Source organism: Streptomyces sp. NPDC096152 (genome assembly GCF_044763235.1).
In the GTDB taxonomy this organism is placed as follows: Bacteria; Actinomycetota; Actinomycetes; order Streptomycetales; family Streptomycetaceae; genus Streptomyces.
In genome coordinates this window covers 1-24,878 of sequence record NZ_JBIWFW010000008.1, presented here as the reverse complement: position 1 = coordinate 24,878, position 24,878 = coordinate 1, and the positions used below count along the sequence as shown (strand labels likewise).

21 protein-coding genes, 1 rRNA gene and 1 pseudogene are annotated in these 24,878 nt (G+C 73.0%); 8 read left to right on the top strand and 15 right to left on the bottom strand.

What is annotated here, in order from left to right; all coding sequences use genetic code 11:
* Nucleotides 1-28 precede the first annotated feature (28 nt).
* A complete protein-coding gene (locus ACIQ9G_RS25965) occupies nt 29-1,831 on the top strand; it encodes a glycoside hydrolase family 15 protein (RefSeq protein WP_403614830.1) in 1,803 nt (600 codons plus the stop codon).
* Between the two features lie 23 nt (nt 1,832-1,854).
* The gene (locus ACIQ9G_RS25960) at nt 1,855-2,133 is read left to right on the top strand and encodes a hypothetical protein (RefSeq protein WP_403613859.1); all 279 of its coding nucleotides are present in this window, start codon (nt 1,855-1,857) and stop codon (nt 2,131-2,133) included.
* On the opposite strand, the gene ACIQ9G_RS25955 is transcribed toward ACIQ9G_RS25960, so the two are convergent.
* Nucleotides 2,120-3,355, bottom strand: a complete 1,236-nt coding sequence (locus ACIQ9G_RS25955) for a PP2C family protein-serine/threonine phosphatase (protein ID WP_403613857.1) — start codon at nt 3,353-3,355, stop codon at nt 2,120-2,122. The genes ACIQ9G_RS25960 and ACIQ9G_RS25955 overlap by 14 nt on opposite strands.
* Before the next feature lie 599 nt (nt 3,356-3,954).
* Here ACIQ9G_RS25955 and ACIQ9G_RS25950 point away from each other — a divergent pair.
* The gene (locus ACIQ9G_RS25950; protein WP_403613854.1) at nt 3,955-4,869 is read left to right on the top strand and encodes a diacylglycerol/lipid kinase family protein; all 915 of its coding nucleotides are present in this window, start codon (nt 3,955-3,957) and stop codon (nt 4,867-4,869) included.
* A gap of 247 nt (nt 4,870-5,116) precedes the next feature.
* Here ACIQ9G_RS25950 and ACIQ9G_RS25945 read toward each other — a convergent pair whose 3' ends face one another.
* Together ACIQ9G_RS25945 and ACIQ9G_RS25940 are read right to left on the bottom strand one after the other, a co-directional pair.
* The gene (locus tag ACIQ9G_RS25945; RefSeq protein WP_403613851.1) at nt 5,117-5,794 is read right to left on the bottom strand and encodes an HdeD family acid-resistance protein; all 678 of its coding nucleotides are present in this window, start codon (nt 5,792-5,794) and stop codon (nt 5,117-5,119) included.
* A gap of 100 nt (nt 5,795-5,894) precedes the next feature.
* A complete protein-coding gene (locus ACIQ9G_RS25940; RefSeq protein WP_403614828.1) occupies nt 5,895-7,022 on the bottom strand; it encodes an AI-2E family transporter in 1,128 nt (375 codons plus the stop codon).
* Between the two features lie 682 nt (nt 7,023-7,704).
* Here ACIQ9G_RS25940 and ACIQ9G_RS25935 point away from each other — a divergent pair.
* The gene (locus ACIQ9G_RS25935; RefSeq protein WP_403613849.1) at nt 7,705-8,130 is read left to right on the top strand and encodes a hypothetical protein; all 426 of its coding nucleotides are present in this window, start codon (nt 7,705-7,707) and stop codon (nt 8,128-8,130) included.
* A gap of 464 nt (nt 8,131-8,594) precedes the next feature.
* The gene (locus tag ACIQ9G_RS25930) at nt 8,595-10,241 is read left to right on the top strand and encodes a PucR family transcriptional regulator (RefSeq protein ID WP_403613847.1); all 1,647 of its coding nucleotides are present in this window, start codon (nt 8,595-8,597) and stop codon (nt 10,239-10,241) included.
* A gap of 118 nt (nt 10,242-10,359) precedes the next feature.
* On the opposite strand, the gene ACIQ9G_RS25925 is transcribed toward ACIQ9G_RS25930, so the two are convergent.
* The 6 genes from ACIQ9G_RS25925 to ACIQ9G_RS25900 form a co-directional block, all read right to left on the bottom strand.
* On the bottom strand, nt 10,360-11,496 hold the full coding sequence (locus tag ACIQ9G_RS25925) for a glycosyltransferase family 4 protein (RefSeq protein ID WP_403613845.1): 1,137 nt from the start codon (nt 11,494-11,496) through the stop codon (nt 10,360-10,362).
* Between the two features lie 252 nt (nt 11,497-11,748).
* The gene (locus ACIQ9G_RS25920) at nt 11,749-12,495 is read right to left on the bottom strand and encodes a hypothetical protein (RefSeq protein ID WP_403613843.1); all 747 of its coding nucleotides are present in this window, start codon (nt 12,493-12,495) and stop codon (nt 11,749-11,751) included.
* 132 nt (nt 12,496-12,627) lie between these two features.
* The gene (gene recN, locus ACIQ9G_RS25915) at nt 12,628-14,370 is read right to left on the bottom strand and encodes a DNA repair protein RecN (protein ID WP_403613841.1); all 1,743 of its coding nucleotides are present in this window, start codon (nt 14,368-14,370) and stop codon (nt 12,628-12,630) included.
* Between the two features lie 243 nt (nt 14,371-14,613).
* On the bottom strand, nt 14,614-15,519 hold the full coding sequence (locus ACIQ9G_RS25910) for an NAD kinase (protein WP_392193507.1): 906 nt from the start codon (nt 15,517-15,519) through the stop codon (nt 14,614-14,616).
* Nucleotides 15,516-16,331 (bottom strand): TlyA family RNA methyltransferase, encoded by an 816-nt coding sequence (locus tag ACIQ9G_RS25905; RefSeq protein ID WP_403613839.1) that lies wholly within the window; start codon nt 16,329-16,331, stop codon nt 15,516-15,518. Before ACIQ9G_RS25905 ends, ACIQ9G_RS25910 begins: the two co-directional genes overlap by 4 nt.
* A gap of 7 nt (nt 16,332-16,338) precedes the next feature.
* Complete coding sequence (locus ACIQ9G_RS25900) at nt 16,339-16,716, bottom strand: hypothetical protein (RefSeq protein ID WP_403613836.1); 378 nt, start codon at nt 16,714-16,716, stop codon at nt 16,339-16,341.
* 42 nt (nt 16,717-16,758) lie between these two features.
* On the opposite strand from ACIQ9G_RS25900, the gene ACIQ9G_RS25895 reads away from it, so the two are divergent.
* Complete coding sequence (locus ACIQ9G_RS25895; RefSeq protein ID WP_403613834.1) at nt 16,759-17,106, top strand: sterol-binding protein; 348 nt, start codon at nt 16,759-16,761, stop codon at nt 17,104-17,106.
* Here the strand turns inward: ACIQ9G_RS25895 and ACIQ9G_RS25890 are convergent.
* From ACIQ9G_RS25890 to ACIQ9G_RS25875, 4 genes and pseudogenes are all read right to left on the bottom strand, one after another.
* Nucleotides 17,090-17,931 (bottom strand): annotated as a pseudogene (locus ACIQ9G_RS25890) (ABC transporter ATP-binding protein). The gene ACIQ9G_RS25895 and the pseudogene ACIQ9G_RS25890 overlap by 17 nt on opposite strands.
* A 40-nt stretch (nt 17,932-17,971) precedes the next feature.
* Nucleotides 17,972-18,991 carry a FecCD family ABC transporter permease gene (locus ACIQ9G_RS25885; RefSeq protein ID WP_403614825.1) on the bottom strand — a complete coding sequence of 340 codons (1,020 nt, stop codon included), beginning with the start codon at nt 18,989-18,991 and terminating at the stop codon, nt 17,972-17,974.
* A gap of 116 nt (nt 18,992-19,107) precedes the next feature.
* Nucleotides 19,108-20,151: a FecCD family ABC transporter permease gene (locus tag ACIQ9G_RS25880; protein WP_403613833.1), complete on the bottom strand. Its 1,044-nt coding sequence runs from the start codon at nt 20,149-20,151 to the stop codon at nt 19,108-19,110.
* Between the two features lie 56 nt (nt 20,152-20,207).
* The gene (locus ACIQ9G_RS25875) at nt 20,208-21,236 is read right to left on the bottom strand and encodes an HAD hydrolase-like protein (RefSeq protein ID WP_403613830.1); all 1,029 of its coding nucleotides are present in this window, start codon (nt 21,234-21,236) and stop codon (nt 20,208-20,210) included.
* 72 nt (nt 21,237-21,308) lie between these two features.
* Between ACIQ9G_RS25875 and ACIQ9G_RS25870 the strand changes: the two genes are divergently transcribed.
* Nucleotides 21,309-22,601, top strand: a complete 1,293-nt coding sequence (locus ACIQ9G_RS25870) for a DUF1015 domain-containing protein (RefSeq protein WP_403613828.1) — start codon at nt 21,309-21,311, stop codon at nt 22,599-22,601.
* Nucleotides 22,602-22,701: 100 nt separating this feature from the next.
* On the opposite strand, the gene ACIQ9G_RS25865 is transcribed toward ACIQ9G_RS25870, so the two are convergent.
* Nucleotides 22,702-23,442, bottom strand: a complete 741-nt coding sequence (locus ACIQ9G_RS25865) for a hypothetical protein (protein WP_403613826.1) — start codon at nt 23,440-23,442, stop codon at nt 22,702-22,704.
* 414 nt (nt 23,443-23,856) lie between these two features.
* Here ACIQ9G_RS25865 and ACIQ9G_RS25860 point away from each other — a divergent pair, with 414 nt between their 5' ends.
* Nucleotides 23,857-24,672, top strand: a complete 816-nt coding sequence (locus ACIQ9G_RS25860; RefSeq protein WP_403613824.1) for a hypothetical protein — start codon at nt 23,857-23,859, stop codon at nt 24,670-24,672.
* A gap of 119 nt (nt 24,673-24,791) precedes the next feature.
* On the opposite strand, the gene rrf is transcribed toward ACIQ9G_RS25860, so the two are convergent.
* Nucleotides 24,792-24,878: ribosomal RNA gene (gene rrf / locus ACIQ9G_RS25855) — 5S ribosomal RNA — on the bottom strand; the annotation flags it as partial.

The following is a 24,878-nucleotide window of genomic DNA, read 5'->3' as shown; positions in this document are numbered from 1 at the left end:
TGACGTGGCCGTTCGACTGGAGTTGCACGTGGCCGGGCGCATCGAAGACTACGCACTCATCGGAGACATGCAGACCGCTGCCCTGGTCTGCCGGGACGGGACGGTCGACTGGCTGTGCCTGCCCCGCTTCGACTCGCACGCCATCTTCGCCGGTCTGCTGGGTACGGAGGAACACGGCCTCTGGCGTCTCGGCCCCGCCCACGCGGCGGACGAGGAGCCGCCCACCGCGGCCCGGCGCAGCTACCGCGGCGACTCGCTGATCCTGGAGTCGGAGTGGGACACCCCGCGCGGCACGGTCCGCGTGACCGATTTCATGCCCCCGCGCGACGGCGCCCCGCAGGTCATCCGGATCGTGGAGGGCGTCACCGGCCGGGTGCCGATGCGCTCGTCGCTGCGGATGCGGTTCTCCTACGGCCGGATCGTGCCGTGGGTGCACCGGTACGACAAGCGCACGGTCGCGGTCGCGGGCCCGGACTCCGTGTGGTTCGACACGGAGGTGGAGACCTACGGCGAGTCGCTGACCACGTACGCGGACTTCACTGTCGCTCCCGGTGACCGGATCGCGTTCACCATCTCGTGGCAGCCCTCGCACAAGGAGGCGCCGCCGCTGCCGGAGCCGGAGCAGTCGCTGGAGGCGACGGAGGACTTCTGGCGCGAGTGGGTCGGGCACTGCACCTACCACGGCCCCTACCGCGAGGCGGTGGTCCGCTCCCTGATCACGCTGAAGGCGCTGACGTACGCACCCACGGGCGGCATCGTCGCCGCGCCCACCACCTCCCTGCCGGAGGACATCGGCGGCGTACGGAACTGGGACTACCGCTACACCTGGCTGCGGGACGCGGCGATCACCCTGACCTCGCTGCTGCGCACCGGCTACCGCGAGGAGGCCCGCGCCTGGCGCGAGTGGCTGCTGCGGGCGGTCGCCGGCGACCCGGAGAACCTGCAGATCATGTACGGCATCGCCGGTGAGCGCGAGCTCGGCGAGGCGGAGCTGGACTGGCTGCCCGGCTACGAGAACTCCGCGCCGGTCCGGGTGGGCAACGGCGCCGCGCACCAGCTCCAGCTCGACGTGTACGGCGAGGTCACCGAGGCCCTGCACCTGGCGCACATGACCGGCCTGGCCCGCAACGACTACGCCGCGCTGCTCCAGCTGAAGCTGATCCGCTACCTGGAGAAGCACTGGCAGGAGCCGGACGAGGGCATCTGGGAGGTGCGCGGCCCGCGCCGCCACTTCGTGCACTCCAAGGTGATGGCCTGGGTCGCCGTCGACCGCACGATCAAGCTGATCGAGTCCGGCGACGCCGACGGCCCGCTGGAGCAGTGGAAGGAACTGCGCGACGACATCCACCGGGACGTGTGCGAGAAGGGGTACGACAAGGAGCGCAACACCTTCACGCAGTCCTACGGCTCCCGGGAGCTGGACGCGTCGCTGCTGCTCATCCCGCAGATGGGTTTCCTGCCGCCGGACGACAAGCGCGTGATCGGCACCATCGAGGCGATCCAGCGCGAGCTCTCCACCTCGGACGGCTTCATCCTGCGCTACCCCACCGACGGCGAGCACACGGGCGTCGACGGCCTGCCCGGCGACGAGGGCGCCTTCCTGGCCTGCTCGTTCTGGATGGCAGACGACCTGGCGATGATCGGCCGCGTGGAGGAGGCCCGGAAGCTGTTCGAGAAGCTGCTGTCGCTGCGCAACGACCTCGGGCTGCTGGCCGAGGAGTGGGACCCGAGGCTCCAGCGCCAGGTGGGGAACTTCCCGCAGGCCTTCAGCCACGTCCCGCTGATCGACACGGCCCTGCGCCTGACGGCGAGCGGGGCGTACGGGGGCTGAGCTTCTGTAGGTTCCCGTTTCCCGTGTCGTATTCCGCGCGGCGATGTCGTCGCCATGTCGGATACGACACGGCAGCGGATCTGGAGTGGGCGTCCATCTCACTCGATCTCCTGCGGAACGCGCAGCCTTGGCGAACGTTCCGCTGGTACAAGGGCCAGAAGCACTACTCCGGGACGTACTGGTCGGCGACGGTAGGCGACCACGTGATCTACGAGTCGCGGCTGGAGCTGGGCCGGCTGCTGTTCGCGGACTTCGATCCTCTCCGGGAGCTGTCGGGAAGGCGCGGGGTCATAGGCGGATGATGACGAGAGCGATGTCGTCGGAGACGCCCTCTGCGACGTTGAGCCGGGTCAGCAGTGCGTCGGCCAGTAGGTCAGGGGGCAGGGTCTGGTCTTGGGCCAGGGCTGTGGTCAGGCGTGCCAGGCCGGTGTCGATGTCCTCGTCGCGGCGCTCGATGAGGCCGTCGGTGTACAGCACGAGGATGTCTCCCGGCGTGTAGGGGAGGCCAGCCTGGGGGCGGGGAACATGGTGCTCGCGTGTGCCGAGTGGCGGGTCGGTGGCCTGGTCCAGCAGGTCGTAGGTTCCGTCGGTGTGGAGCAGGATCGGCGGTGGGTGCCCGGCGTTGCTGTAGATGATCAGTCTGCTGCGGGTGTCGACGAGTACCTTGACTGCGGTGGCGGCCATGGCGCCGTCCACGGAGCGGGCATAGAGGCCGAGGACTTCCAGGGCCTGGGCGGGGCTGGGGATGGCGCGGATGACGGCGCTCAGGGCGCTACGGAGCATGCCCATGACGGCCGCGGCGTGCAGGCCGTGGCCGACGACGTCTCCGACCGCCACGGCGTAGCGGTCGGGTGGCAAGTCGACGACGTCGTACCAGTCGCCGCACACGTTCAGTGACGCGGTCGCGGGCAGGTAGCGCACCGCGATGTTGGTGTGCCGCTCCAGGTCGGGGACGGAGAGCATGGCTTCCTGCAGGGTGACGGCGACCTGCTGTTCGCGGGCGTGGGCTTGGCGCAGTTCCTGGTTCAGCCGGTGCAGCTCGCGGGCGCGCGCGTACAGCTCGGCTGCCATGCCTTCCGTTAGCTCGGTCGGCTCCTTGCTGAGCTGATGTGCCCGGGGTGAGTGGACGAAGGCCGTGACGTCCGTTACCTGTTGGATGATCCACTTCACCGTGCCGTCAGGTCCCAAAAGGGGGGTGTGGATGACGGACCACCATCGCTCCTCGAACCCGTCCTGCTGATCGGGGGCGGGAACGTCGTACCGCTGGAGCACCGCGGTTTCCGGCTTCCCGGTGTCCAGAAGCCGGTGCAGGGAGGCTTTCAGGCTTCGTTCCGCGTCGTCGCGGACGCCGGGATTCTCCGGCAGGGCGTCGAAGAAGTACTTCCCGATCAACTCGTCCTTGGTCCGGCCTGCAGTCCGCAGGCATGCCGGGTTCACGTAGCGGATCACCAGGTCCGCATCCAGCACCAGGTACGGGCTTGGTGTGGCGTCGAAGAACGCCGTAAAATCGATGTCCGCTGTCATCACGCGCTCTCCGTGGCCGCGAGCGCGACTGCCTGGACTTCCAATCTACGGGCGATCCAGCGCTGGGGCTCGTTCGTTCGCGTTCATTCACCCGGCACCGCGACCTCCGACCGGGTCCCAGGTGCCACTGCCCCGCAGCTGGGGCTTTGCCCGCCGACCACTCCCCGGCTCGTTCACGCAGCCGAGGGTGAGCCAGAGGGACGAGGGCTGGAGGAGTCTCCGCCCGAGGCGTCGGCAAGCTGGGGCGAGGAGTTCCCGGCACTGCCGGCATCGCAGAGAGATCGCCCGAAGCGGCCCAGGGCGACGGCACCGACCCGGCAACTCTCCGTTGCCCACCTCCCGCCAGGCGATACGGGGCCGGGCGGAGTGACGATGGAGGGGAACCGATCCACCCCTCTACCTGGAGAGTGAGGCGGCATGACATCCCCCTCCGCAACCCCGGCAGGCACCGGCACCATGCCCCCGCACGACATCGCACCTCAGGACCCTTGCTCGGCGGAAGCCTGGCGACCTTGGCGAACGTGGGCTGGCAATTCGAAGTCACCGCCTGAACACCGAGAGTGGATGCGGTGATGGCCGGCGCTCGGACACGCGCCCGGGTGGTGATCGTGATGAATCCACGCTCGGGCGGCGGCAAGACGACTCGTTACGGCCTGGCACAGCGGGCCGAGGGCATGGGAGCCCAGGTCCGGACGACCAGCACGGGGGAGGACGCGGCGTCGCTCGCGAGGAACGCCGTGGTGGAGGGGGCGCAGGTGCTGGGGGTCGCCGGCGGTGACGGCACCGTGTCGGCAGTCGCCGCGGTGGCCGCCGACACGGGCCGGTCGCTGGTCGTGGTCCCGGCGGGCACCCGCAACCACTTCGCCCGGGACCTGGGCCTCGATCTGCGCGATCCAGGGCGGGCACTGGACGCTCTGGTCGACGGTGAGCCCGCGCAAGTGGACCTGGGCGTGCTCGGCTCGCGTGTCTTCATCAACAACGTCTCTTTCGGCGTGTACGCCGACGCCCTGCTGGAGCCCGGGTACCGCGAGGACAAGCCGCGCGCGTTCGCCGCAGTGGCACCCGACTATGCCAAGGGCAAGCAGTGGGTCGAGGCCCGCGTGGACACACCATGGGGAACCGTCGAGTTCCCGCAGGTGGTGCTGATCTCCAATAACCCTTACCACCTGGCCACACCGCGTTGGCTGGGGCGTCGCTTCTCCCTCAGCACGGGACAGCTGGGCGTCATCGTTCTCAAGCGCCGGGCGCTGGCTCCCCCGGATCTCCTGCGGCATCTGCGCGGCGAACTGCGACAGGACAAGCACGGTGCCGGGTCGGCGGGGGATGGAGCCGTCATCTGGTCTGCTCCCGGCATCACGCTGCATGGTGAGGTGCGGCATCTTGACGCGGGCGTCGACGGCGAAGCGGTGCGGCTTCCTCTGCCCGTCGTGTGCGGTATCCGGCCGGGTGCCCTGCGTCTGCTGCTGCCGAAGGACCGGCCGGGGATGCCGCCGGAGCGCGCGATGCGCCACTGAGGGGACATCCCTGAGTGCCAGACTCCCGTATCCCTTGCTCACCGGAGTCGGCCGAGCTTGACGTGCGCGCTGCACTCCGCCCGCCCGCTCCGCCTTCGCGGATCATCTGCTGTAGATCCCGGCTTTATGAAAGCGTGGGGCTGACGGGACCCTGACCGTGTGGTGCAGGCGCTGACCGAGGTGGCCGCCCGCTGCACGGAGTGCCGCTTCGCCGCTCGTCCGTGGCTGCCCGGTCCGGTCCCGGTGATCAGTGCTGGGGGTGCGGGCGGTGGAACAGGGGCCGCCGCTCGGTGGTAGTGCTGCCCGGAGCGAGGCGGCCGACTTCGACGCGCGTCCTGATGGCCTGGAACACCTCGACCGCCCCCAGGACCACGGCCATGATGGCCACCGCCAGGGTGAGTGCGGCGATCGAGGTGAACGGCGAGACGATCAGCACGATGCCCGCCAGAGTGCTGATGATCCCGTAGAACAGCTGCCAGCCGCGTGCCGGAGTGCCCTCGGCGGAGGCCGCCGCAGCCGTCACCATGATGCCGCGCAGCAGCCAGCTGAAGCCGATCCACAGGGCGAGCAGAAAGACCGACTGCACGGTGCCCCGGAAGCAGATCAGCCCCAGCAGGACGGAGAGCGCGCCCGTGAGGAAGTGCAGCACCCGAAGATGCCGGGGGACGTGCGTGCCGAAGGCGGCGGCCAGCTGGAAGACGCCGGTAGCCAGCAGGTAGATGCCGAAGAGTACGCCGACGACCCGCAGCGTCTCCTCCGGCCAGGCGAAGATCACGACGCCCAGGGCGATGGTGGCCAGGCCCGTGGTGAGCAGGATCTGCCATCCCATGTTCGCCAAGGCGCCCAGGCCTTCGGTCAAGGGGGCGTCTTGTGGCTCGGTGCCGCGCGGAGGGCCGGTGCCCGAGGAATCGGAGGGATAAGTCATGCCGCTGCCTCCTTCTGGGAAAAGCACGGTCGGCAGGTACACCTCCATCGTCACTCACCCCCGGCCCTGTTTCATCTGGCGGAGGCTTTCGCAAGCCGGCTCAGGACCGGCCACGGCGGCGCAGCAAGCCACGCAGCCGCACCCGCAGCGTCGGACCGTCCCCGGGCGGGTAACGCTGGCCGTCCTGTGTCTCCAGATCATCCGCGACGTCGTATCGCTTCACATATGCACTGAAGAACGTCTGCATAGTGGCCACCACCGGAATGGCGATCAGCGTGCCGGCCACACCGAGCAGCGCGGTACCCGCGATCACGGAGCCGAAGGCCACCGCCGGATGGATGTCCACGGTCTTGGACGTGAGTTTCGGCTGGATCAGGTAGTTCTCGAACTGCTGATAGACCACGACGAAGACCAGCACCACCACCGCGTACCAGGGGTCGACGGCGAACGCGGCCAGGATGGGCACGGCCGCGGCCAAATAGGTGCCGATGACCGGGATGAACTGCGACACCACGCCAACCCACACGGCGAGCGCCAGGGCGTACGGCACGCCCAGCAGTGTCAGCATGATGAAGTGGGCGACCGCGGAGATCAGGGCCATCAGCCCACGGGAGTAGAGGTATCCGCTCGTCTTGTCGACCGCGATCTCCCAGGCCCGTAGCACCTCGGTCTGCTTGGCGGGTGGCAGCAGCGAGCACAGCGCGCGGCGCAGCCGGGGGCCGTCCACGGCGAAGTAGAACGCGAACAGGAAGATCGTCAGCAGCCGGAACAGACCGCCCAGCACGGAAGCCGAAAAATCAAACACGCCGCCCGCGCTCTTCTGTACGTACGCACGCAGCCAGTCGGGGCGCAACAGCCGGCCCTGGATGCCGGCCCGCGACAAATCCGTGTGGAACGTCCGGTTGATCCAGCCGATGACGGAGTCGAAGTACCCCGGGAAGTGCTCGACGATGCCGCTGATCTGGCCCGCCAGGAACGAGCCGAACAGCACGAAGAACCCCGCCACCCCGAGGACCACGGCGAGACACACCAGAAAGGCGGCCAGGCCCCGGCGCATCCCCCGCGCCACCATCCGCCCGATCGGCGGCTCGATTCCAAGCGCCAGGAAAGACGCGATCAGAATGCCGACCAGCAGACCAGTAAGCCTGTGGAACGCCCAACTGCCAAGCTGGAAGGAAGCCACCAACGCAAGGGCAAGCACCATCGCACGAGGCAGCCACCGGGGCATCCGGGCGGAAGCCCCCGCTTCTGCGGCCTCCGCCCCGGAAGGCGGGGGCCTGTCAGGCGGCTGCGGCTCCTGGCCGGGGTCCGGCTGCGTCATCGCCGGTCACAGAGGAGACAAAGGGGCGCAACAGCCCGCTGGGCGGCCTTGGCTGCACCGAGCGAAGGGGGCCCCGCCCGAACCGACTGCCTGACCAGACCGGACACGTGCCCGCGGGAGAACACGACGGCCACCAGCGTGCCGTCGTGGCCCGCTTCACGAGTGCGCAGGGACGACGAATCCGGCACAGGCGCGCGCGTGTCCGACCGGCCACAGGCCAACGGTCCACACAGAACAGACAGTTCCGGTGGAATGCCGACACCTTCCGGCCCATTGACCATCACCCTTCTTGTCTAACCTCTGCCACGCCCCCGCGCATGTCCGCGGCGCAGCGTGACCGAGACCGGCGGCGCACAACGGCGCGGCATGGCCGACCTGACCGCGCTTGTGGGATCGCGCTGCAGGAGGCTCAGCCCGCCGATCGGGCGCCCGGTGACGAGCCGCCCCGGGGCGTGGCGACTACGGCCATGTCCCGCACTGTCCTGACCTGCCCGCTGCCATGGCGCTGCCACGCGAGTAGCAGCCCCCTGCCGGACATGTTCGAATTGATGAGAATCCTCCTTTTGGAGCAATCGGAAGGGGTAGGAGCATGACGCAGATGACGGACCGCATCACCCAACTGACGGATTGGTCGAAGCACGCACAAGAGCAGGTGCAGAGTGCCATCGCCAAGGACCAGGAGCATCTGGCGGCCGCGATCGAACAGGTTCAGCGGGAGACGGAACAGCAGGCAGAGCAACTCCGCCGTGAGGGAGCCGAGCAGAAGGCCGCTGCCGCTGCGTCACTGGAAGAGGCAAAGAACAAGTGGCAGGAGCACGTAGCGAAGGTCAAGAGGGATCTCCAGGAGCGCAAGGGCGAGCATGACGTGAAGCGTGCCGAGCTCAAGGCGAATGATGCGGAGGGGTACGCGTCGTTCGCTATCGACTACGCCGGCTCCGCGATCCTGGAGGCGGAATACGCTGCACTGGAGGCGGTGCGGGCCCGCATGGAGGCCGAAGCTCTGGCCGGCAGGTAGGAGCAAGGATGGAGGAACAGCCGATCTAAACCCACGCCGCCACGGCCCAGGGCGGCTCGCCACCGGGCGCCCGATCACGTGCCTGGGTGCCGTCGCCGCCCGCGACCCCCGAGTGGCTACTGGCAGGCCCCGCAGCTGTTCCCGGACAGAAGGCAGCTGCTCGCCACGAACTTGCAGGCGCGCGTCGCGTGTCCGACATCCACCGGGCCGACCTTGAGGCACCCTCGCCGCCACGGCCTGATCGAACAACCCCGGTACGTCGTGACGAGCGAAGACGCTCACCGGAACCCGCCAACGGGCACAGCGTGGTTGGAGATTCCTCCAGGCGCCACCCTGGGACAGCACGCCAGCGGCTGAAAGCGCCCACGAAGACGGGACTGCGCCACGACCTACACCTTCCCGCAGGTCGGCGCCGGGGACGGCGAACTGTCCCGGCGCCGCCGCCCCGGGGTAGCGTCCGCTGCATGGACCGCAGATTCGACACCGAGGGAGCCGGGATCACGGTCCAGCGCGCCCTCGAGCTGCCCGGCCTCCGCAGCGGCCTGCCGGAGGTCCTGGCCGGCGCCGACCGGCTGAACCGCACCGTCCGCTGGGTGCACGCCGGCGAGGTCCCCAACATCGCCTCCCTCCTCAAGGGCGGCGAACTCCTGCTGACCACGGGCTACGGCCTCGGCACCCGCCCCGCGGACCAGCGCGCCTTCGTCCGCACGCTCGCCGACCGCGGCATCGCGGCCCTCGTCGTGGAGCTCGGCCCCCGTTTCGCCCGGCTGCCCGCCGCCCTGGTCGAGACGGCCCGCGCCGCCGGTCTGCCGCTGGTGCAGCTGCACCGCGAGGTGCCGTTCGTGACGGTCACCGAGGAGATCCACACGGAGATCGTCAACGGCCACTACGCGCTGCTCCAGCGGGCCGAGGAGGTGCACCGGCGCTGCACGGAGGCCCTGCTCGGCGGCGGCGGGGTGCCGCAGGTCCTCGGCATCCTCGCCGACTTCGGCGGCAACCCGGTGTTCCTGGAGACCCCGGACGGCCGGCTGCTGTACGCGGCCGGGTCCGGCCCCGAGGGCGCCGACCCGCTCCAGGTGTGGGAGGGGCTGCGCGGGCAGCACAAGGACGTCCCGCCGCCGGCCGGATCGGTCCTCGTGGACGTGCCCGGCGGCGGCCCGGGGGCGGGCGCGGTACGCGCCCGCCTCGTGCTGCTGCCGGTCCGCTCCTCCCTCGGCCCGGTGCACCGCATGGCCGCCGAGCGGGCCGCGGGCATCCTGGCGGTGGTGCTGATGCAGGCCCGGCAGGAGGAGGAGCTGGCGGCCCGCGGCCGCGGCGACTTCCTCACCGACCTCGCCGAGGGCCGGGTCGCCGCGGAGGACGCTCCGGCGCAGGCCCGCGTCCTCGGCTTCAAGCCCGGCGGCAGCCCGCTGCTGCCCGTGGTCATGCGGCTCGGTGACGCCCTCGCGCCCGGCGGGGGCTGGGCGGTGCTGGCGCGCGCGGTCGCCGAGGAGCTCGCCTCGGTGGGGGTCCCGGTGCTGCTGGGCGTACGGCCGGTCGAGGGCCGCGTCCTGCTGCTGGTCGGTCTGCGCGCGGAGCCGGAGCGGCCGACGGTCGCGGACCGGGTCGCGGCGGCGCTGCGGGCCGGTGTGGAGCGGGCCGGGATGCGGCGGCCCGGCGCGCAGCCCCCGGTCGTGGTCGTCGGGGTGGCCGGCGGCTGGGCGGCCGCGTCGGCGGGCCTGCGGCACGCGGCCGAGACGGCGACGGCGGCGCTGGGACTGCCGGAGCAGCCCTGGTACGACGCCCGCCGCCTCGACATCGACCTGCTGCTGTGGCGGCTGCGCGACCAACCTGACCTGGCGGCCTTCGTGGACCGCGCCATCGGCCCGATCCGGGACCACGACAACCGGTCCCGGCCGCCGCTGCTGCCCACCCTCCAGACGTACCTCGCGCACGCGGGCCGCAAGGCGGAGACGGCCCGCGAGCTGCACCTCAACCGGCAGACCCTCTACAACCGCCTGGCCCGCATCGGGGAGTTGCTGGGCACGGACCTCGACGACCCGCAGACGGTACTGGCGTTGAGCCTCGCCCTGCGGGCACGCCGACACGTGCCGCAGGTCAGCGGGGCCTAGCTGAGGGGGCGTTGGGGCCGGCGGAGGCGGTGTTGGGGCCGGGGAGCGCTCGGTGCGGCGGCCCCGACCCGTGCGTGGGCGGAGCGCCTCGGATCGCCGGACCGGGGCCCGGGCCGCCTCAGATCAGCGGCCGGGGCTGCGTCAACTCGTCGTACACACTGAGAACTTGGGCGACGGTCTCGTCCTCGGTGGGCCAGGTGGCCGCCTGCCGGGTGCCCCGCTCCCGCAGCGCCTCGCATCGCCCGGGGTCGCCGAGCAGCCGTACGACGGCCGCGGCGAACGCCTTGGCGTCCTGATGCGGGAACAGTTCGGCCGCGTCGCCGACGATCTCGGGGATGCCGCCGGTGCGCGCGGCGACCAGCGGGACGCCCGCGTGCAGGGCCTCCTGCGCGAGGACGGAGCGTGACTCCCCGCTCCTGGGCAGCAGCGCCAGGTCGGCGGCGGCGAGCAGTTCGCCCACGTCGTCGCGCCGTCCGACGAGCCGGACCGGCAGTTCCTCGTCCTCGATCCGGCGCTGCAGGACCGCGCGCAGCGGCCCCTCCCCCGCGATCACCACCAGCGGCGCGGGATCGAGGTCCCGCCAGCCGTGGGCGGCGTCCAGCAGGAGCTCGTGGCCCCGGTGCCGTTCGAGGGCGGCGACGGCGATGAGCAACGGCCGTCCGGTGGAACCGAGTTCGGCGCGCACCTTGGACCGGGGACGCTCGGGGTCCTCGTACCCGGCGGTGCCGCGCGGCCGGGGTACCGCGATCGCGGCGAGCCGCGCGTCGCGCGCGCCTCTGCGGCGGGCCCGGTCCACGAGCTGCGAGGTGGTGCCGAGCACGACGGTGGCGGCCTTGGCGACCCGCCGCTCCAGCATGCGCAGGAGCTGGGCGCGGGGGCCCTCGGCGCGGGTGTGGTTGTGCCAGGTGACGACGAGCGGGGTGGTGCGCCCGCTGAGCGCGAGCGCCGCTCGGAACGAGGCGTGCAGCCCGTGCGCGTGCACCAGGTCCGCGTCCGAGCAGATCGTGCGCAGCGCGGCCACCGACACCGGGTCGCTGCTGCGCGGCACGGGGACATGGGCGGCGCCGGCCCCGGTGAAGTCGTAGGCGCGGTCGGTCTCGTCGGGGGCGCACACGATGACCCGTACGCCCCGGGCGACCAGCCCCGCGGACAGCGACCGCACGTGCGCGCTGCTGCCGGCGTTGCCTCCGCCGAGCACCTGCACGGTGCGCAGCGGCGACTGGCCGTGCGGTGCGTGGCTGCTCACGGGGCTCACGTGGCCGGGGCTCCTGGGTCGGGGTGGGACGGTCACGAGGAAACGTACAGAAGGTGCCGCGCGGTCAGGATGTACCGCGCGTTACCTTCGCGTGCCGGTTTTCCGCCCCAAGGATGCCAGCACGTACGGGTGTTCCGGGAATGCCAGGGTGCGGCAAGAGCAGGGGTTACCGGGCGTCCGGCCGGTATGCGTCACCCACACGGGTGATGAACCCTCCGAGGGGTGAGGCATGGCCCGGACGCACCGAGCTTGTCAGAAACGGGCAAGCCCGCGCACCTTGTCGCCGAAGACGGCCGCGGCCACCACCGCGGCGGCGTGCGCGACCAGCCCGGGGCGCCCGTTGCACACGACGGCGGCCGTGCCGACGGCCGCGCCCAGGGCGTGCGCCCCCGCGTCACCGATCATCACGCGCTCCCCCAGGTCGTCGGGCAGGACGGCCGCGGCGGCGCCCGTCGCGGCGGCGGCCAGCTGCGCGCCGGGGCCCCGGCGCAGCAGCCCGGGCGCTCCGAGCGCGAGTACCACCGCGGCGGCGCGGCCGGGGCGCACGTCCACGAGGTTGACGGCGTGCGCGGCCCCGGCGATCACGATGCCCGCGAGCACCTTGTCGAGCGGCCGCTCCTTCAGCAGCGCGCCCGCGCAGAGACCGGCGGCGGAGACGCCGAGGAGCTTGACCGCTCCGCTGGTGAGCTCGCCGTGCCGCAGGGCCGTGAGGTGGGCGCGGAAGCCGCGCCGGGGGTCGCCGGCCCCGGCGATGTCGTCGTAGGCCCCGCAGGCGCCGGCGGCCGCGACCGCGAAGGCGGCGGCCGGCCGCACCCGCCCGGCGGCGACCGCCGCGGCCAGCGCGGTCGCGGGGCCCGCGTAGAGGCCGACGGCCCGGCCGGCGTGGTTCCTCCGCTCCCAGCGCTCCCGGCCGCCGGGCGCGGTGGCACGCAGGGCGGCGGTCCCGGCCCGGGCGAGCCCGGCGGCCGGCACGAACGACACGGCGACAGGACGGATCATCCCGCCACCCTACGGTCCCCGACCCCCCACGTCCGGCGGATCACCGGTCGGCGTACGCGGGGCCTGGGCGCCCCTGTCGCACCGACGGGATGCGCGGCCACCGGCCCCGCAGGTCCGCCCGCGCCGGTCCGGCTACAGATCCGCGCGGGCCGTGGCCAGGAGTTCCTCGGCGTGGGCGCGGGCCGTCTCCGAGTCCTCCTGGCCCGCCAGCATCCGGGACAGCTCCCGGATGCGGTCCTCGCCCTCCAGCACCTTCACGCCGGACCGGGTCACCGAACCGTCGTCGGTCTTCTCCACCAGCAGCTGCCGGTCGGCGAAGGCGGCGACCTGCGGCAGGTGCGTCACCACGACGACCTGCGCGGTCTTCGCCAGGCGGGCCAGCCGCCGCCCGATCTCCACGGCGGCCTTGCCGCCGACGCCCGCGTCGACCTCGTCGAAGAGATACGTCGGCACCGGGTCCGTCCCCGCGAACACCACCTCGACGGCCAGCATCACGCGCGACAGCTCGCCGCCCGAGGCGCCCTTGGCGATCGGCCGGGGCGGCGCCCCCGGGTGCGGGGCGAGCAGCAGCTCGACCTCGTCGGCGCCCGACGGCCCGTAGGCGACCGCGCGCCCGCCGACCTCGACGCCTTCGGGGTCCTCGGTCTGCCGGAGGGCGAAGGACACGCGCGCGTGCGGCATCGCGAGCGAGGCCAGCTCGGCGGTCACGGCGGCGGCGAACCGTTCGGCGGCCTCCGTCCGGGCGTCCGTCAACGCCTGTGCCAGCCCGCCCAGTTCGGTGCGCAGGGCGTCCCGCTCGGCGGTCAGCTCCCCGATCCGCTCGTCGTCGCCGTCCAGCTCGGTCAGCCGGGCGGCGCTCTGCTCGGCCCAGGCCAGTACGGCGTTCACGTCCTCCCCGTACTTCCGGGTCAGCGCGGTCAGTGCCGACCGCCGCTCCTCCACCGCGGACAGCCGCAGCGGATCGGCGTCCAGGTCGTCGGCGTACCCGGCCAGTTCCCCGGCCACGTCGCCCAGCAGGATCCCGATCTCCCCGATCCGGTCGGCGAGCGCGGCCAGCGCCGGATCGTGCGCGCGCACGGCCTCCAGGGCCCGCTGGGCACCCGCGACGAGGGTCGCCGCGTCGATGCCCTCGGGGTCCTCCGGATTGCCCGCGAGCGCTGCGTGCGCGGCCGTCGCGGCGGACGAGAGGGCCTCCGCGTGCCCGAGCCGCTCCGCCTCCTCGGCCAGTTCCCCGTCCTCGCCGGCCCGCGGCTCGACGGCGGCGATCTCGTCGAGGCCGTAGCGCAGCATGTCGGCCTCCTGGACCCGCTCACGCGCGCGTGTGGTGATCTCCTCCAGCTCGGCGGAGACGGCCCGCAGCCGCCGGTAGGCCTCGGCGTACTTGGCGAGCGGCCCGGCGACCGCGTCCCCGGCGTACCGGTCGAGCGCCTGCCGCTGCCGGTTCAGCTTCAGCAGCCCCTGCTGGTCGGTCTGCCCGTGCACGGCCACCAGGTCGTCGGCGAGTTCGCCGAGCAGCCCGACGGGCACGCTGCGGCCGCCCAGGTGCGCCCGGGAGCGCCCCTCGGCGGAAACGGTACGGCTGATCAGCAGCGCTCCGTCGTCGAGCTCCGCCCCGGCCTCCTCGGCGCGTACGACGGCCGCGGCGCCCGCGGGTACGGCGACCCGTCCCTCCACGACCGCCTTCTCGGCGCCGATCCGGACGAGCGCCGGGTCCGCGCGCCCGCCCAGCAGCAGCCCCAGGCTGGTGACCACCATGGTCTTGCCCGCGCCCGTCTCGCCCGTGACCGCAGTGAACCCCGGCGACAGCTCGACGACCGCGTCGTCGATGACTCCGAGCGACCGTATCCGCATCTCCTCCAACACGACCCCGACCATACGAGGTTTCGCTCGTGTCGCGCGACGCGCCCCACCCGTCCGGGTAAGCCACGGACCGTCACCGCCGACCGGGCCGGTCGTTCACCAGTGCGTCCCCGCCTCCGCCGGGGTGATCCGGTCGTCTCCGTTTCGGGCGAGCCGCGGATGCGGTGCTCCCCGCCGACGCGGGGCGCGCGGGAGCCGCGCCGGGGCGCGCACCTGGGGCCTGTCCGGCGGATCAAGTCGCAGAGAGGCAACGGCGCCTCAGTGCGGAGCCCCTCGCCACCCGGTCACCGGCAGCGCGAACTTCGCCACAAGCCGGTCCGTGAACGAGGCGTGGTGCAGCCGGGCGAGCCGCACCGGAACGGCCCCCCGCCGCACCTCGACTCGCGCTCCCGGCGGCAGTTCCACCGTCCGCCGCCCGTCGCACCACAGCACCCCCGGCGGCACATGCGGCAGCACCTCGACGGCCAGCACCGAGTCGGGAGAGGTCACCAGCGGCTTGGCGAACAGCGCGTGCGCGCTGATCGGCACCATGAGCAGCGCCTCCACCTCGGGCCACACCACCGGCCCCCCGGCGGAGAAGGCGTACGCGGTCGACCCGGTGGGCGTGGCGCACACGATCCCGTCGCACCCGAACGCCGTCACCGGCCGCCCGTCGATCTCCAGCACCACCTCGAGCATCCGCTCGGCGGACACCTTCTGCACCGCGGCCTCGTTCAGCGCCCAGTCGGTGTGCACGATGTCCCCGTTGCGGTGCACGACCACGTCGACGGTCATGCGCTCCTCGACCTCGTAGGCCCGGCTGACCACCCGGTCGACGACCTTGTCCAAATCGTCCCGCTCGGCCTCGGCGAGGAACCCGACCCGGCCGAGGTTCACGCCGAGCATCGGCACCCCGGACGCGCGGGCGAACTCCGCCCCGCGCAGCAGCGTGCCGTCGCCGCCGAGCACGATGAGCAGTTCACACCCGTCGAGGCACTGCGGGGTGGCCTCCTTGACCAGCTCCACCTCGTCCGGCAGCGGCAGGTCGAGCGCCTCCGCCTCCAGCACGCGCACGCCGATGCCGCACCGCAGCAGCCCCTTGACCACGAGCTCGGCGCTGCGGATGGCCGCCGGCCGCCCGGTGTGGGCCAGCAGGAATACGGTTCGAGCTTGGGTCTGTGTCAACGCGGCCCCTCCGCCACTGCACGGTCAACATCGGCCGGGTCCAGTTCCGGTGCACCGGCCCGCAGCCACAGAAAATACTCGACGTTTCCGGAGGGGCCGGGCAGCGGGCTGGCGGTGACGCCCCGTACCCCGAGCCCCAGTTCCCGGGCCTTCGCGGCCACCCCGCGCACGGCCTCCGCGCGCAGCTCCGGACTGCGCACGACACCCCCGCTCCCCAGCCGTTCCTTCCCCACCTCGAACTGGGGCTTGACCATCATCACGAGGTCGGCGTCCGGCTTCACGCACCGCACCAGGGCGGGCAGCACCAGGCCGAGCGGGATGAAGGAAAGGTCCCCCACGACAAGATCCACAGGCTCCCCATCGATCGCTTCGAGCGTCAACTCGCGTACGTTCGTACGGTCCTTGACGGTCACGCGTTCATCGCTCTGCAGAGACCAGGCGAGTTGTCCGTATCCGACGTCGACGGCGACGACGTGCGCGGCGCCCGCCCGCAGCAGGACGTCGGTGAAGCCCCCGGTGGACGCGCCGGCGTCCAGCGCGCGCCGCCCCTCCACCACCAGCCCCCGCGGGACGAAGGCCGCCAGGGCGCCGGCCAGTTTGTGGCCGCCCCGGGAGACGTAGTCGGGGTCGCTGCCGTCGGACGCCACGACGATGGCGGCGGCGGTCTCCACCTGGGTGGCGGGCTTGGTCGCGACGGTCTTGCCGACGGTGACCCGGCCGGCGACGATCAGCTGGCTGGCGTGCTCGCGCGAGCGCGCGAGCTTGCGGCGGACCAGCTCCGCGTCGAGACGGCGGCGTGCGACTCCTGCCACGTTCGGTTCAGCTCCTGTTGTCGAAAGGTCGTGCGGGCGCCGGGGGCGCCGGGGGTCCCGGGCGGGTGTCGAGCGCGGTGAGCGCGTCGCGCAAACCCCGGTGTACATCCTCGTACACCTCGACATGGCCGTCCGTGGCGAGGTGGTCGGCGTCGCCGAGCCGCTCCAGGACCGCGTCGACGCCGGCGTCGCCGGTGGGGGAGCGCGGCACGTTCAGCGGGGCCGGGGCGGCGGGGTCGTCCTCGTCCCCGGGCGCGGCGGTGTCCTCGGGCGCGGCGGTGTCCTCGGCGCCGTACGCGGGGGCGTCCTCGTACCCGGCGGGCTCGGCGGTGTCGTCGTACCCGGATTCGACCGCTGGGGCGGAGGCGGAGGCGGAGTCGCTCATGCCCCGACGCTACCCCGAAGCGCTGCGGTACCGTCGGTCGCGATGGCCACGATCGAGGAGTGCCGCACGGCACTGGAGAAGCTCTCGGACACCATGCGGGGCGCCGAGGGCGACGTTCGCGCCGCCGCGGCCATGGACCGCTCCGTGAGCTGCATGATCACCGACCTGGGCGTCACCTTCGTGGGTCTCCTCACCGGGGGCCGGATAGAGGTGCGCCACACGCTGACCGGGCCGCCGGCCGAGAGCGCCCAGATCAGGCTCGCCATGACCGGCGACGACCTGGTGGCGCTGGTCGACGGCGAACTCCACTTCGCCAGGGCCTGGGGCTCGGGCCGGGTGCGGCTGGAGGCGAGCCTGTTCGACCTGTTCCGGCTCAGGAAGCTGCTGTAGCCGCCCGGTTCAGGGGGCCTCGCCGACCGCCACGCGCGCGCGTGCCGCACGCGCCGCCGGCACGACCAGCGGGGTCCCCGTCTCCGGGTCGTCGACGACCCGGCAGCGCAGCCCGAAGACCTCCTCCACCAGCTCGGCCGTGACGATGTCCTCCGGCGCGCCCGCGGCGACCACCTTCCCGGCCCGCAGGGCGACGAGGTGGGTGGCGTAGCGGGCGGCGTGGTTGAGGTCGTGCAGCACGGCGACCAGGGTGCGCCCCTGCTCCTCGTGCAGCTCGGCGCACAGGTCGAGCACGTCGATCTGGTGCTGGATGTCCAGATACGTCGTCGGCTCGTCCAGCAGCAGCAGCGGCGTCTGCTGCGCGAGCGCCATGGCGATCCACACCCGCTGCCGCTGACCGCCCGACAGCTCGTCGACATGTCGATCGGCGAGCCCGGCGACCCCGGTCCGCTCCATCGACTCCCGCACGACCCGCTCGTCCTCGGCGGACCACTGCCGCAGGACGCCCTGGTGCGGATAGCGGCCGCGGCCCACCAGGTCGCCCACGGTGATGCCGTCGGGCGCGATCGAGGACTGCGGCAGCAGACCCAGCGTGCGGGCGACCTTCCTGGCCGGCAGCGACTGTATGGCCTGCCCGTCGAGCAGGACCCGGCCCGCCCGCGGCCTGAGCATCCGCGACAGCGCCCGCAGCAGGGTGGACTTGCCGCACGCGTTCGGGCCGACGATCACCGTGAAGGAGTGGTCGGGAATCTCCACCGACAGCCGTTCGGCGATGACGCGCTGGTCGTAGGCGAGGGTGACGTCGTCGGCGGACAGGCGGTTCACGGGGCTCCTCCGGGGGCGAAATCGTCGGGGGGTGAGGCGCTCATATCCGGCCCGCTCGGCGCTCGGTGACCAGCAGCACCAGCAGGTACGCCCCACCGAGCACGCCGGTGACGACGCCGACGGGCAGCCGGTCGACGCCGAAGGCGCGCTGCGCGGCCCAGTCCGCGGTGACCAGCAGGGCGGCGCCCATGCAGAGGGAGGCCAGGAGGTTCGGGCCCGGGGAGCGGGTCAGCCGGCGGGCGAGCTGGGGTGCGGTCAGAGCGACGAAGCCGACGGGACCGGCGGCGGCGGTGGCGGCGGAGGTGAGCAGCACGGCGGAGCCGAGCAGCAGCAGCCGTACGCGCTCGACGCGCACCCCGAGGGCGTACGCCACGTCGTCGCCCATCTCCGTCATCCGCAGTCCGGGTGCGTGGGCCAGGACCAGCGGCAGGAGCAGGGCGCACAGCGCGAGCAGCGGCCCGACCTGGCTCCAGTCGCGGCCGTCCAGGGAGCCGGTCATCCACACCACCGCGCGTGCCGCGTCCACGAAGTCGGCCTTGGTGATCAGGTAGCCGTTGACCGCCGTGACCACGGCGCCGGCGCCGATGCCGACCAGGACCAGCCGGTATCCGTGCACGCCCCGTTTCCGGGCGAGCAGATAGAGGGCGAGTCCGGTCGCCAGACCACCGGCCAGCGCGCCGAGGCTGACCGCGGTGGCGTCGCCCGAGAACAGGACGATCACGGTCAGCGCGCCGGCGGTCGCACCCTGCGAGAGCCCGAGCACGTCCGGGCTGCCCAGCGGATTGCGGGAGACGGACTGGAACAGGGCACCGCCGAGCCCGAGGCAGGCACCCACCAGCAGCCCGACGAGGACGCGCGGCAGCCGCAGTTCGCGGACGACGAACTCCTGGCCCGGAGTGCCGTGGCCGAGCAGCGTCCTGAGCACGTCCGCGGCCGGGATCGGGAAGTCGCCGGTGCCGATCAGGGCCACACCGGCGGCCAGGGCGGCGAGCGCCAGCAGGACGACGACGGCGCAGGCCCGGACGTCGAGGCGGAAGGACAGGCCGCCCGGGGTGCGGATGACGCGCGGGCCGCGGGCTACGCGGGTGCGGGCGGCGAGCGGACCCCGGGTGTCGTGGCCGCGGGCGGCACGCGGGTCACGGGTGGCGCGGCCGGTTCGGCCGGCGGGAGTGCTCCTCACAGCCGCGCCGTCCTGCGCCGCCGTACCAGCAGGATGAACACCGGGCCCCCGATGATCGCGGTGACGACCCCGACCTGGAGCTCGGCGGGCCGGGCGGCGATCCGCCCGACGACGTCTGCGCCGAGCAGCAGCACGGGCGCCAGGAGCGCGGCGTACGGCAGGATCCAGCGCAGGTCGGGGCCGGTGAAGGAGCGCACGGCGTGCGGGACCATCAGCCCGACGAAGACGATCGGCCCGCACGCGGCGGTCGCCGCTCCGCACAGCACGGTCGCGGCGAGCATCGCCAGCGCCCGGGTGCGGTGCGGCCGGGCGCCGAGGGCGCGGGCGGTGTCGTCGCCCATCGCCAGGGCGTTGAGCGGCCGGGCGAGCAGCAGGGCGAGGACCGTGCCGGCCGCGAGGAACGGCAGCACCTGGGTGAGGGTGCCGGTGTCCGCGGAGGCCAGTGAGCCCACGGTCCAGAAGCGCATCCTGCCGAGCGCGGCCCCGTCCGTGATCATCACGGCCTGCAGATAGCCGTAGAGCGCGGCGCTGATCGCGGTGCCGGCGAGGGCGAGCCGTACCGGTGTGGCGCCCCGGCTGCCGCCGAGGAACCACACCAGCGCGCCCACGGCGGCCGCGCCGAGGAAGGCGAACCAGACGTACCCGCTCAGGCTGGTGACGCCGAGGTATGTGAGGGCGGTGACGACGGCGGCCGACGCGCCCGCGTTGATGCCGAGCAGTCCCGGGTCGGCCAGCGGATTGCGGGTCAGCGCCTGCAGCACGGCCCCCGAGAGACCGAGCGCGGCCCCGGCGAGCACACCGAGAACGGTCCGGGACAGCCGCTCGCCGACCACGACGTCGCCGTACCTCCCCGAGTCCTGGAACAGCCCGTGCCAGACCTGGGCCAGGGAGAGGTCCTTGGCGCCGATCGCGATGCTCGCCAGCGCGACGAGCGCCAGGACCGCGGCGGAGACCAGGAGCCCGGCGGCTCGTACCGCGCGGCGGGCCGGGGGCGCCGCGGCCGCCGGCGCGCGCTCTCGGGGAGGACTGTCGACCAACACGAGGTTAGGTTAGCCTACCCTCTCCAATCCCTCGACGGCGCGTCCGGCCGGACGTCTCACACCCCCAGTCGCGCCAGCGCCTTCGCCGCGTCCAGCGCGCACGCGCCGTCCCCGGCCGCCGTCCACGCCGCCGCGCACAGCGCGCGCAGGCCGTCCAGCGACTGGCCCTCGCCGTCCAGCTCCAGCCGCTCCGCGCCCGCCGTCGCCGTCCACCCGCCGCACCGGAAACCGTCACCCGCCAGGGTGACGTCCGGCTGCCCGGTGAGCAGCCCCCGCAGATCGGCGTCGACGTACGTGGGCCGGTGCTCCGGCCGCGCGGCGAGCAGCCGCGCCCCGTCGGTCACGCCGGTCAGCACCAGCAGCGAGTCGACATCGCCGTTGAACGCGCCCTCGATGTCCGTGTCCAGCCGGTCCCCGACCACCAGGGGCCGCCGCGCGCCGGTCCGCAGGACCGTCTCGCGGTGCATCGGCGGCAGCGGCTTGCCCGCCACCTGCGGCTCGGCGCCGGTGGCGATCCGTACGACCTCCACCGCCGCGCCGTTGCCGGGGGCGATCCCGCGCGCGCCGGGGATCGTCAGGTCGGTGTTGGACGCGAACCACGGCACTCCGCGCGCGACGGCGTAGCAGGCCTCGGCGAAACGCCCCCACGCCAGCTCGGGGCCGCCGTACCCCTGCACCACCGCCGCCGGATCGTCGTCGGCCGACTCGACCGGCTCCAGCCCGCGCTCGCGCAGCGCCACCCGCAGCCCCTCCCCGCCGACCACCAGCACCCGCGCCCCCGCCGGCACCTGCTCGGCGATCAGCCGGGCCACCGCCTGGGCGGAGGTGACGACGTCGGATCCCGCGGCCGGTATCCCCAGCTCGGTGAGGTGCGCGGCCACGGCGTCCGGGGTGCGCAGGGCGTTGTTGGTGACGTAGGCCAGATGCATGCCGCCCGTCCGGGCGGTGCCGAGCGACTCGACGGCGTGCGCGATCGCCTCCCCGCCCGCGTAGACCACGCCGTCCAGGTCGAGCAGGGCCGTGTCGTACGCCTCGCTCAGGGCCTGCTCACTGCCCTCGGGCCTCGTCCTGACGCCCTGGCTCATTCCGCATCGCTCCTCGTGTCGCCGGTTTCCCCCGATCATCGCGCACACCGCCGGCCCACGTACGATGCCGGGATGAACACAGCAGGTCCTTCGCAGGCGACGGCGGGCCGCGGCCTCGACATCACCCCGTTCCGAGGCCTTCGCTACGACCCCGACCGGGTCGGCAGTCTGGCCGCCGTGACGTCCCCACCGTACGACGTCGTCGTACGCCCGGACGGCCTGCACCACCTCGAGTCCGCGGACCCCTACAACATCGTCCGCCTGATCCTGCCCCAGGCCGAGACGCCCAGTGCCCGCAACAAGCAGGCGGCGGAGACCCTGCGCCGCTGGCTGTCCGAGGGCGTCCTCACCGCCGACTCAGAACCGGGCCTGTACGTCTACGAGCAGCGCGACGGCGACGGGATGCTGCAGCGCGGCCTGATCGGCGCACTGCGCGTGTCGGACCCGGAGGAGGGCGTCGTCCTGCCCCACGAGGACGTCATGCCGCACGTCGTCGCGGACCGCGCGGCGCTGATGCGTGCGACGTCCGCGAACCTGGAGCCGCTGCTGCTGACGTACCGCGGCCACGACTCCACCGCCTTCGCCTCCCTGCTCGTCGAGCGCACCGCCGAACGGCCCCCGCTGCTGTCGACGACCACCGAGGACGGGTTCTGCCACCGCCTGTGGGCCGTCACCGACCCCGCCGACGTGGCCGCCGTGCGGGAGGACCTGGCGGGGCACCAGGCCCTGATCGCCGACGGACACCACCGCTGGGCCACCTACTGCCGTCTCCGCGCGGAGCACCCCTCCCCCAGCCCCTGGGACTACGGTCTGGTCCTCCTCGTCGACACCGCGCGCTACCCGCTCCGGGTCCGCGCCATCCACCGCCTGCTGCACAACCTGCCGGTCGCCGACGCGCTGTCGGCGCTGGAGGGCCTGTTCCGCGTGCGGCACCTGGAGGTGCCGCTGGCGCAGGCGCTGGAGGCACTCGCGGACGCGGCCTGCGCGGGCAACGCCTTCCTGCTCGCCGGGGACGGCGCCTTCCACCTGGTGGACCGCCCCGACCCGGACCTGCTGGCCCGGACGGTGCCCGCCGACCGCCCCGCCGCCTGGCGCACCCTGGACGCGACGGTCCTGCACGCCACCCTCCTCGAACACGTCTGGGGAATCCCGGAGGACTCCCCGGCGCACATCGCCTACATCCACGACACGGTCGCCACCGTGGAGAAGGCCGAACGCGACGGCGGTACGGCGGTCCTGCTGCACCCCGTCCACGAGGAGGTCGTGCGCGACCTGGCCCGGCAGGGCGTCACCATGCCCCGGAAGTCCACGTCGTTCGGCCCCAAGCCGGCCTCGGGGCTGGTATTGCGGGCGCTCGACGTCTGAGCGCAGCCGAAGCACGCGCGGACCCGGAACGAAGAAGGAAGGGCGGGCCCGCGGGAGCCCGCCCTTCCTCGTCTCACCGACCCGGCGTCAGCACCGGACGTCAGTCCGTGCCCTTGTCCTTGTCCCTGTCCTCGTCGGCGGCGGTCGCGGGCGTGGCCTCGGAGCCGCGCTCGTTCTCGTTCCCGCGCTCGTTCTCGCTCTCGTTCTCGTCGAGCGCGTCGACGAACTCCACGCCGTCCAGCTCGGCAAGCCGGTCGGAGGCGTCGGTGCTGCCGTCCCGGTCGGCCTCGACGGCCTTCGCGAACCACTCGCGCGCCTCGCCCTGACGGCCGGCCGCGAGCAGGGCGTCGGCGTAGGCGTACCGCAGTCGCGCCGTCCACGGCTGGACCGAGTTCGAGGCCAGCTCCGGGCTCTGCAGCGTCACGATCGCCGCGTCGAGCTGGCCCATGTCACGCCGGGCACCCGCCGCCACGAGCCGCATCTCGACCTGCCCGGCCTTGTCGAGCTTGTGCACCTCCGGGGCGCCGGCCATCTCCAGCGCCTTCTCCGGCCGCCCGCGACCGCGCTCGCAGTCGGCCATGACCGGCCACAGCTCGACGTTGCCCGTCATCCGCCGCGCGGTACGGAACTCGCCGAGCGCCTCCTCGTACTTCTGGTTCGCGTAGGCGGCGAACCCGGCCGCCTCGCGTACGGCGGCGACACGGGAGGCCAGCCGGAGAGCGACCTTGGCGTAGCCGTAGGCACCCTCGGGATCCTCGTCGATGAGCCGGCCCGCCATCACCAGGTTCCGTGCGACGTCCTCCGCGAGCGTCTTGGGCAGGCTCTGCAGCTCCTGACGCACGTCCTTGTCGATCTCGTCGCCGGTGACGTCCTCGGGGATCGGCAGCCGCTTGATGGGCTCCCGGTCCCGGTCCCGCTCGTCACGGAACCGGCCACCACCGCGCCGGTCGTCACCACGCCGGTCGTCACGGCCACGGAAGCCACCGGGGCGGTCGTCACGGCCACGGAAGCCACCGGGGCGTCCGCCGCGGTCGTCCCGACGGGGCCCACGCCCACCGCGGTCGTCGCGCCCGCGGAAGCCGCCACGGTCACCGCCACGATCGCCGCCGCGGTCACCGCGGTCGCCCCGGTCGTCGCGACGGCCGTAACCACCGCGGTCGTCATCGCGGCGGCCGACGTAGCCGCCCCTGTCGTCATCGCGGCGGCCGTAGCTGCCCCGGTCACCGTCGCGCCGGTCATCGCGCCGGTCGTCACGGTGTCCGTACCCGCTGCGGTCACCGCGGTCGTCACGGCCACGGAAGCCACCGCGCTCGGGCCGGTCGGTCCGGTCGCTCCGGTCGTCGCGGCGGAAACCGCGGTCCCGGTCACGGTCGTCGCGGCGGAAACCGCCACGGTCGTCATCACGGCGGAAGCCACGGCGGTCATCGCGCCTGTCGTCACGGCGGTCATCGCGGCGGTCATCGCGGCGGTCATCGCGGCGGTCATCGCGGCTGTCGTCACGGCGGTCGTCGCGACGGTAGGAAGGACGGTCTCCGTCGCGGCGGAACCCACGGTCCCGGTCACGGTCGTCGCGGCGCGGGCCGGCGGGACGGTCATCACGACGCGGGCCTGCAGGCCGGTCGTCGCGACGGCCGTATCCGCCCCGGTCGTCACGGTCGTCACGGCGCGGGCCTGCAGGCCGGTCGTCGCGACGGCCGTATCCGCTCCGGTCGTCACGGCGCGGACCGGCAGGACGGTCATCGCGACGGCCGTATCCGCTCCGGTCGTCACGGTCGTCACGGCGCGGACCGGCAGGACGGTCGTCACGACGGCCGTATCCGCCCCGGTCACCCTCACGGCGGTCGTCACGACGGCCGTAGCCGCCGCGGTCACCGCCGCGGTCGCCGCGGTCACCTCGGTCGTCTCGACGGCCGTAACCGCCGCGGTCGTCGTCTCGACGGCCGTAGCCGGCACGCTCGTTGCCGCGACGTGGGCCCCCGCGGTAGCCGCCACGGTCACCGCGGTCACCCTCGTCCCGGCGGCGCTGCTCGCGCTCCGGACGCTCGTCGGGAGAGTTGGTGGACATCGGTGACTCCTGTCTGCTGTACCGCAAGTCATTCTCGCGCAGTCGGGTACCCGACGCGCAGTGGAAAAAAGAAAAGGACCCCTGGTCCCAGCTGAACGCTGGTGACCAGGGGTCCTTCAAAAATTGTTCGGCGGCGTCCTACTCTCCCACAGGGTCCCCCCTGCAGTACCATCGGCGCTGTGAGGCTTAGCTTCCGGGTTCGAAATGTAACC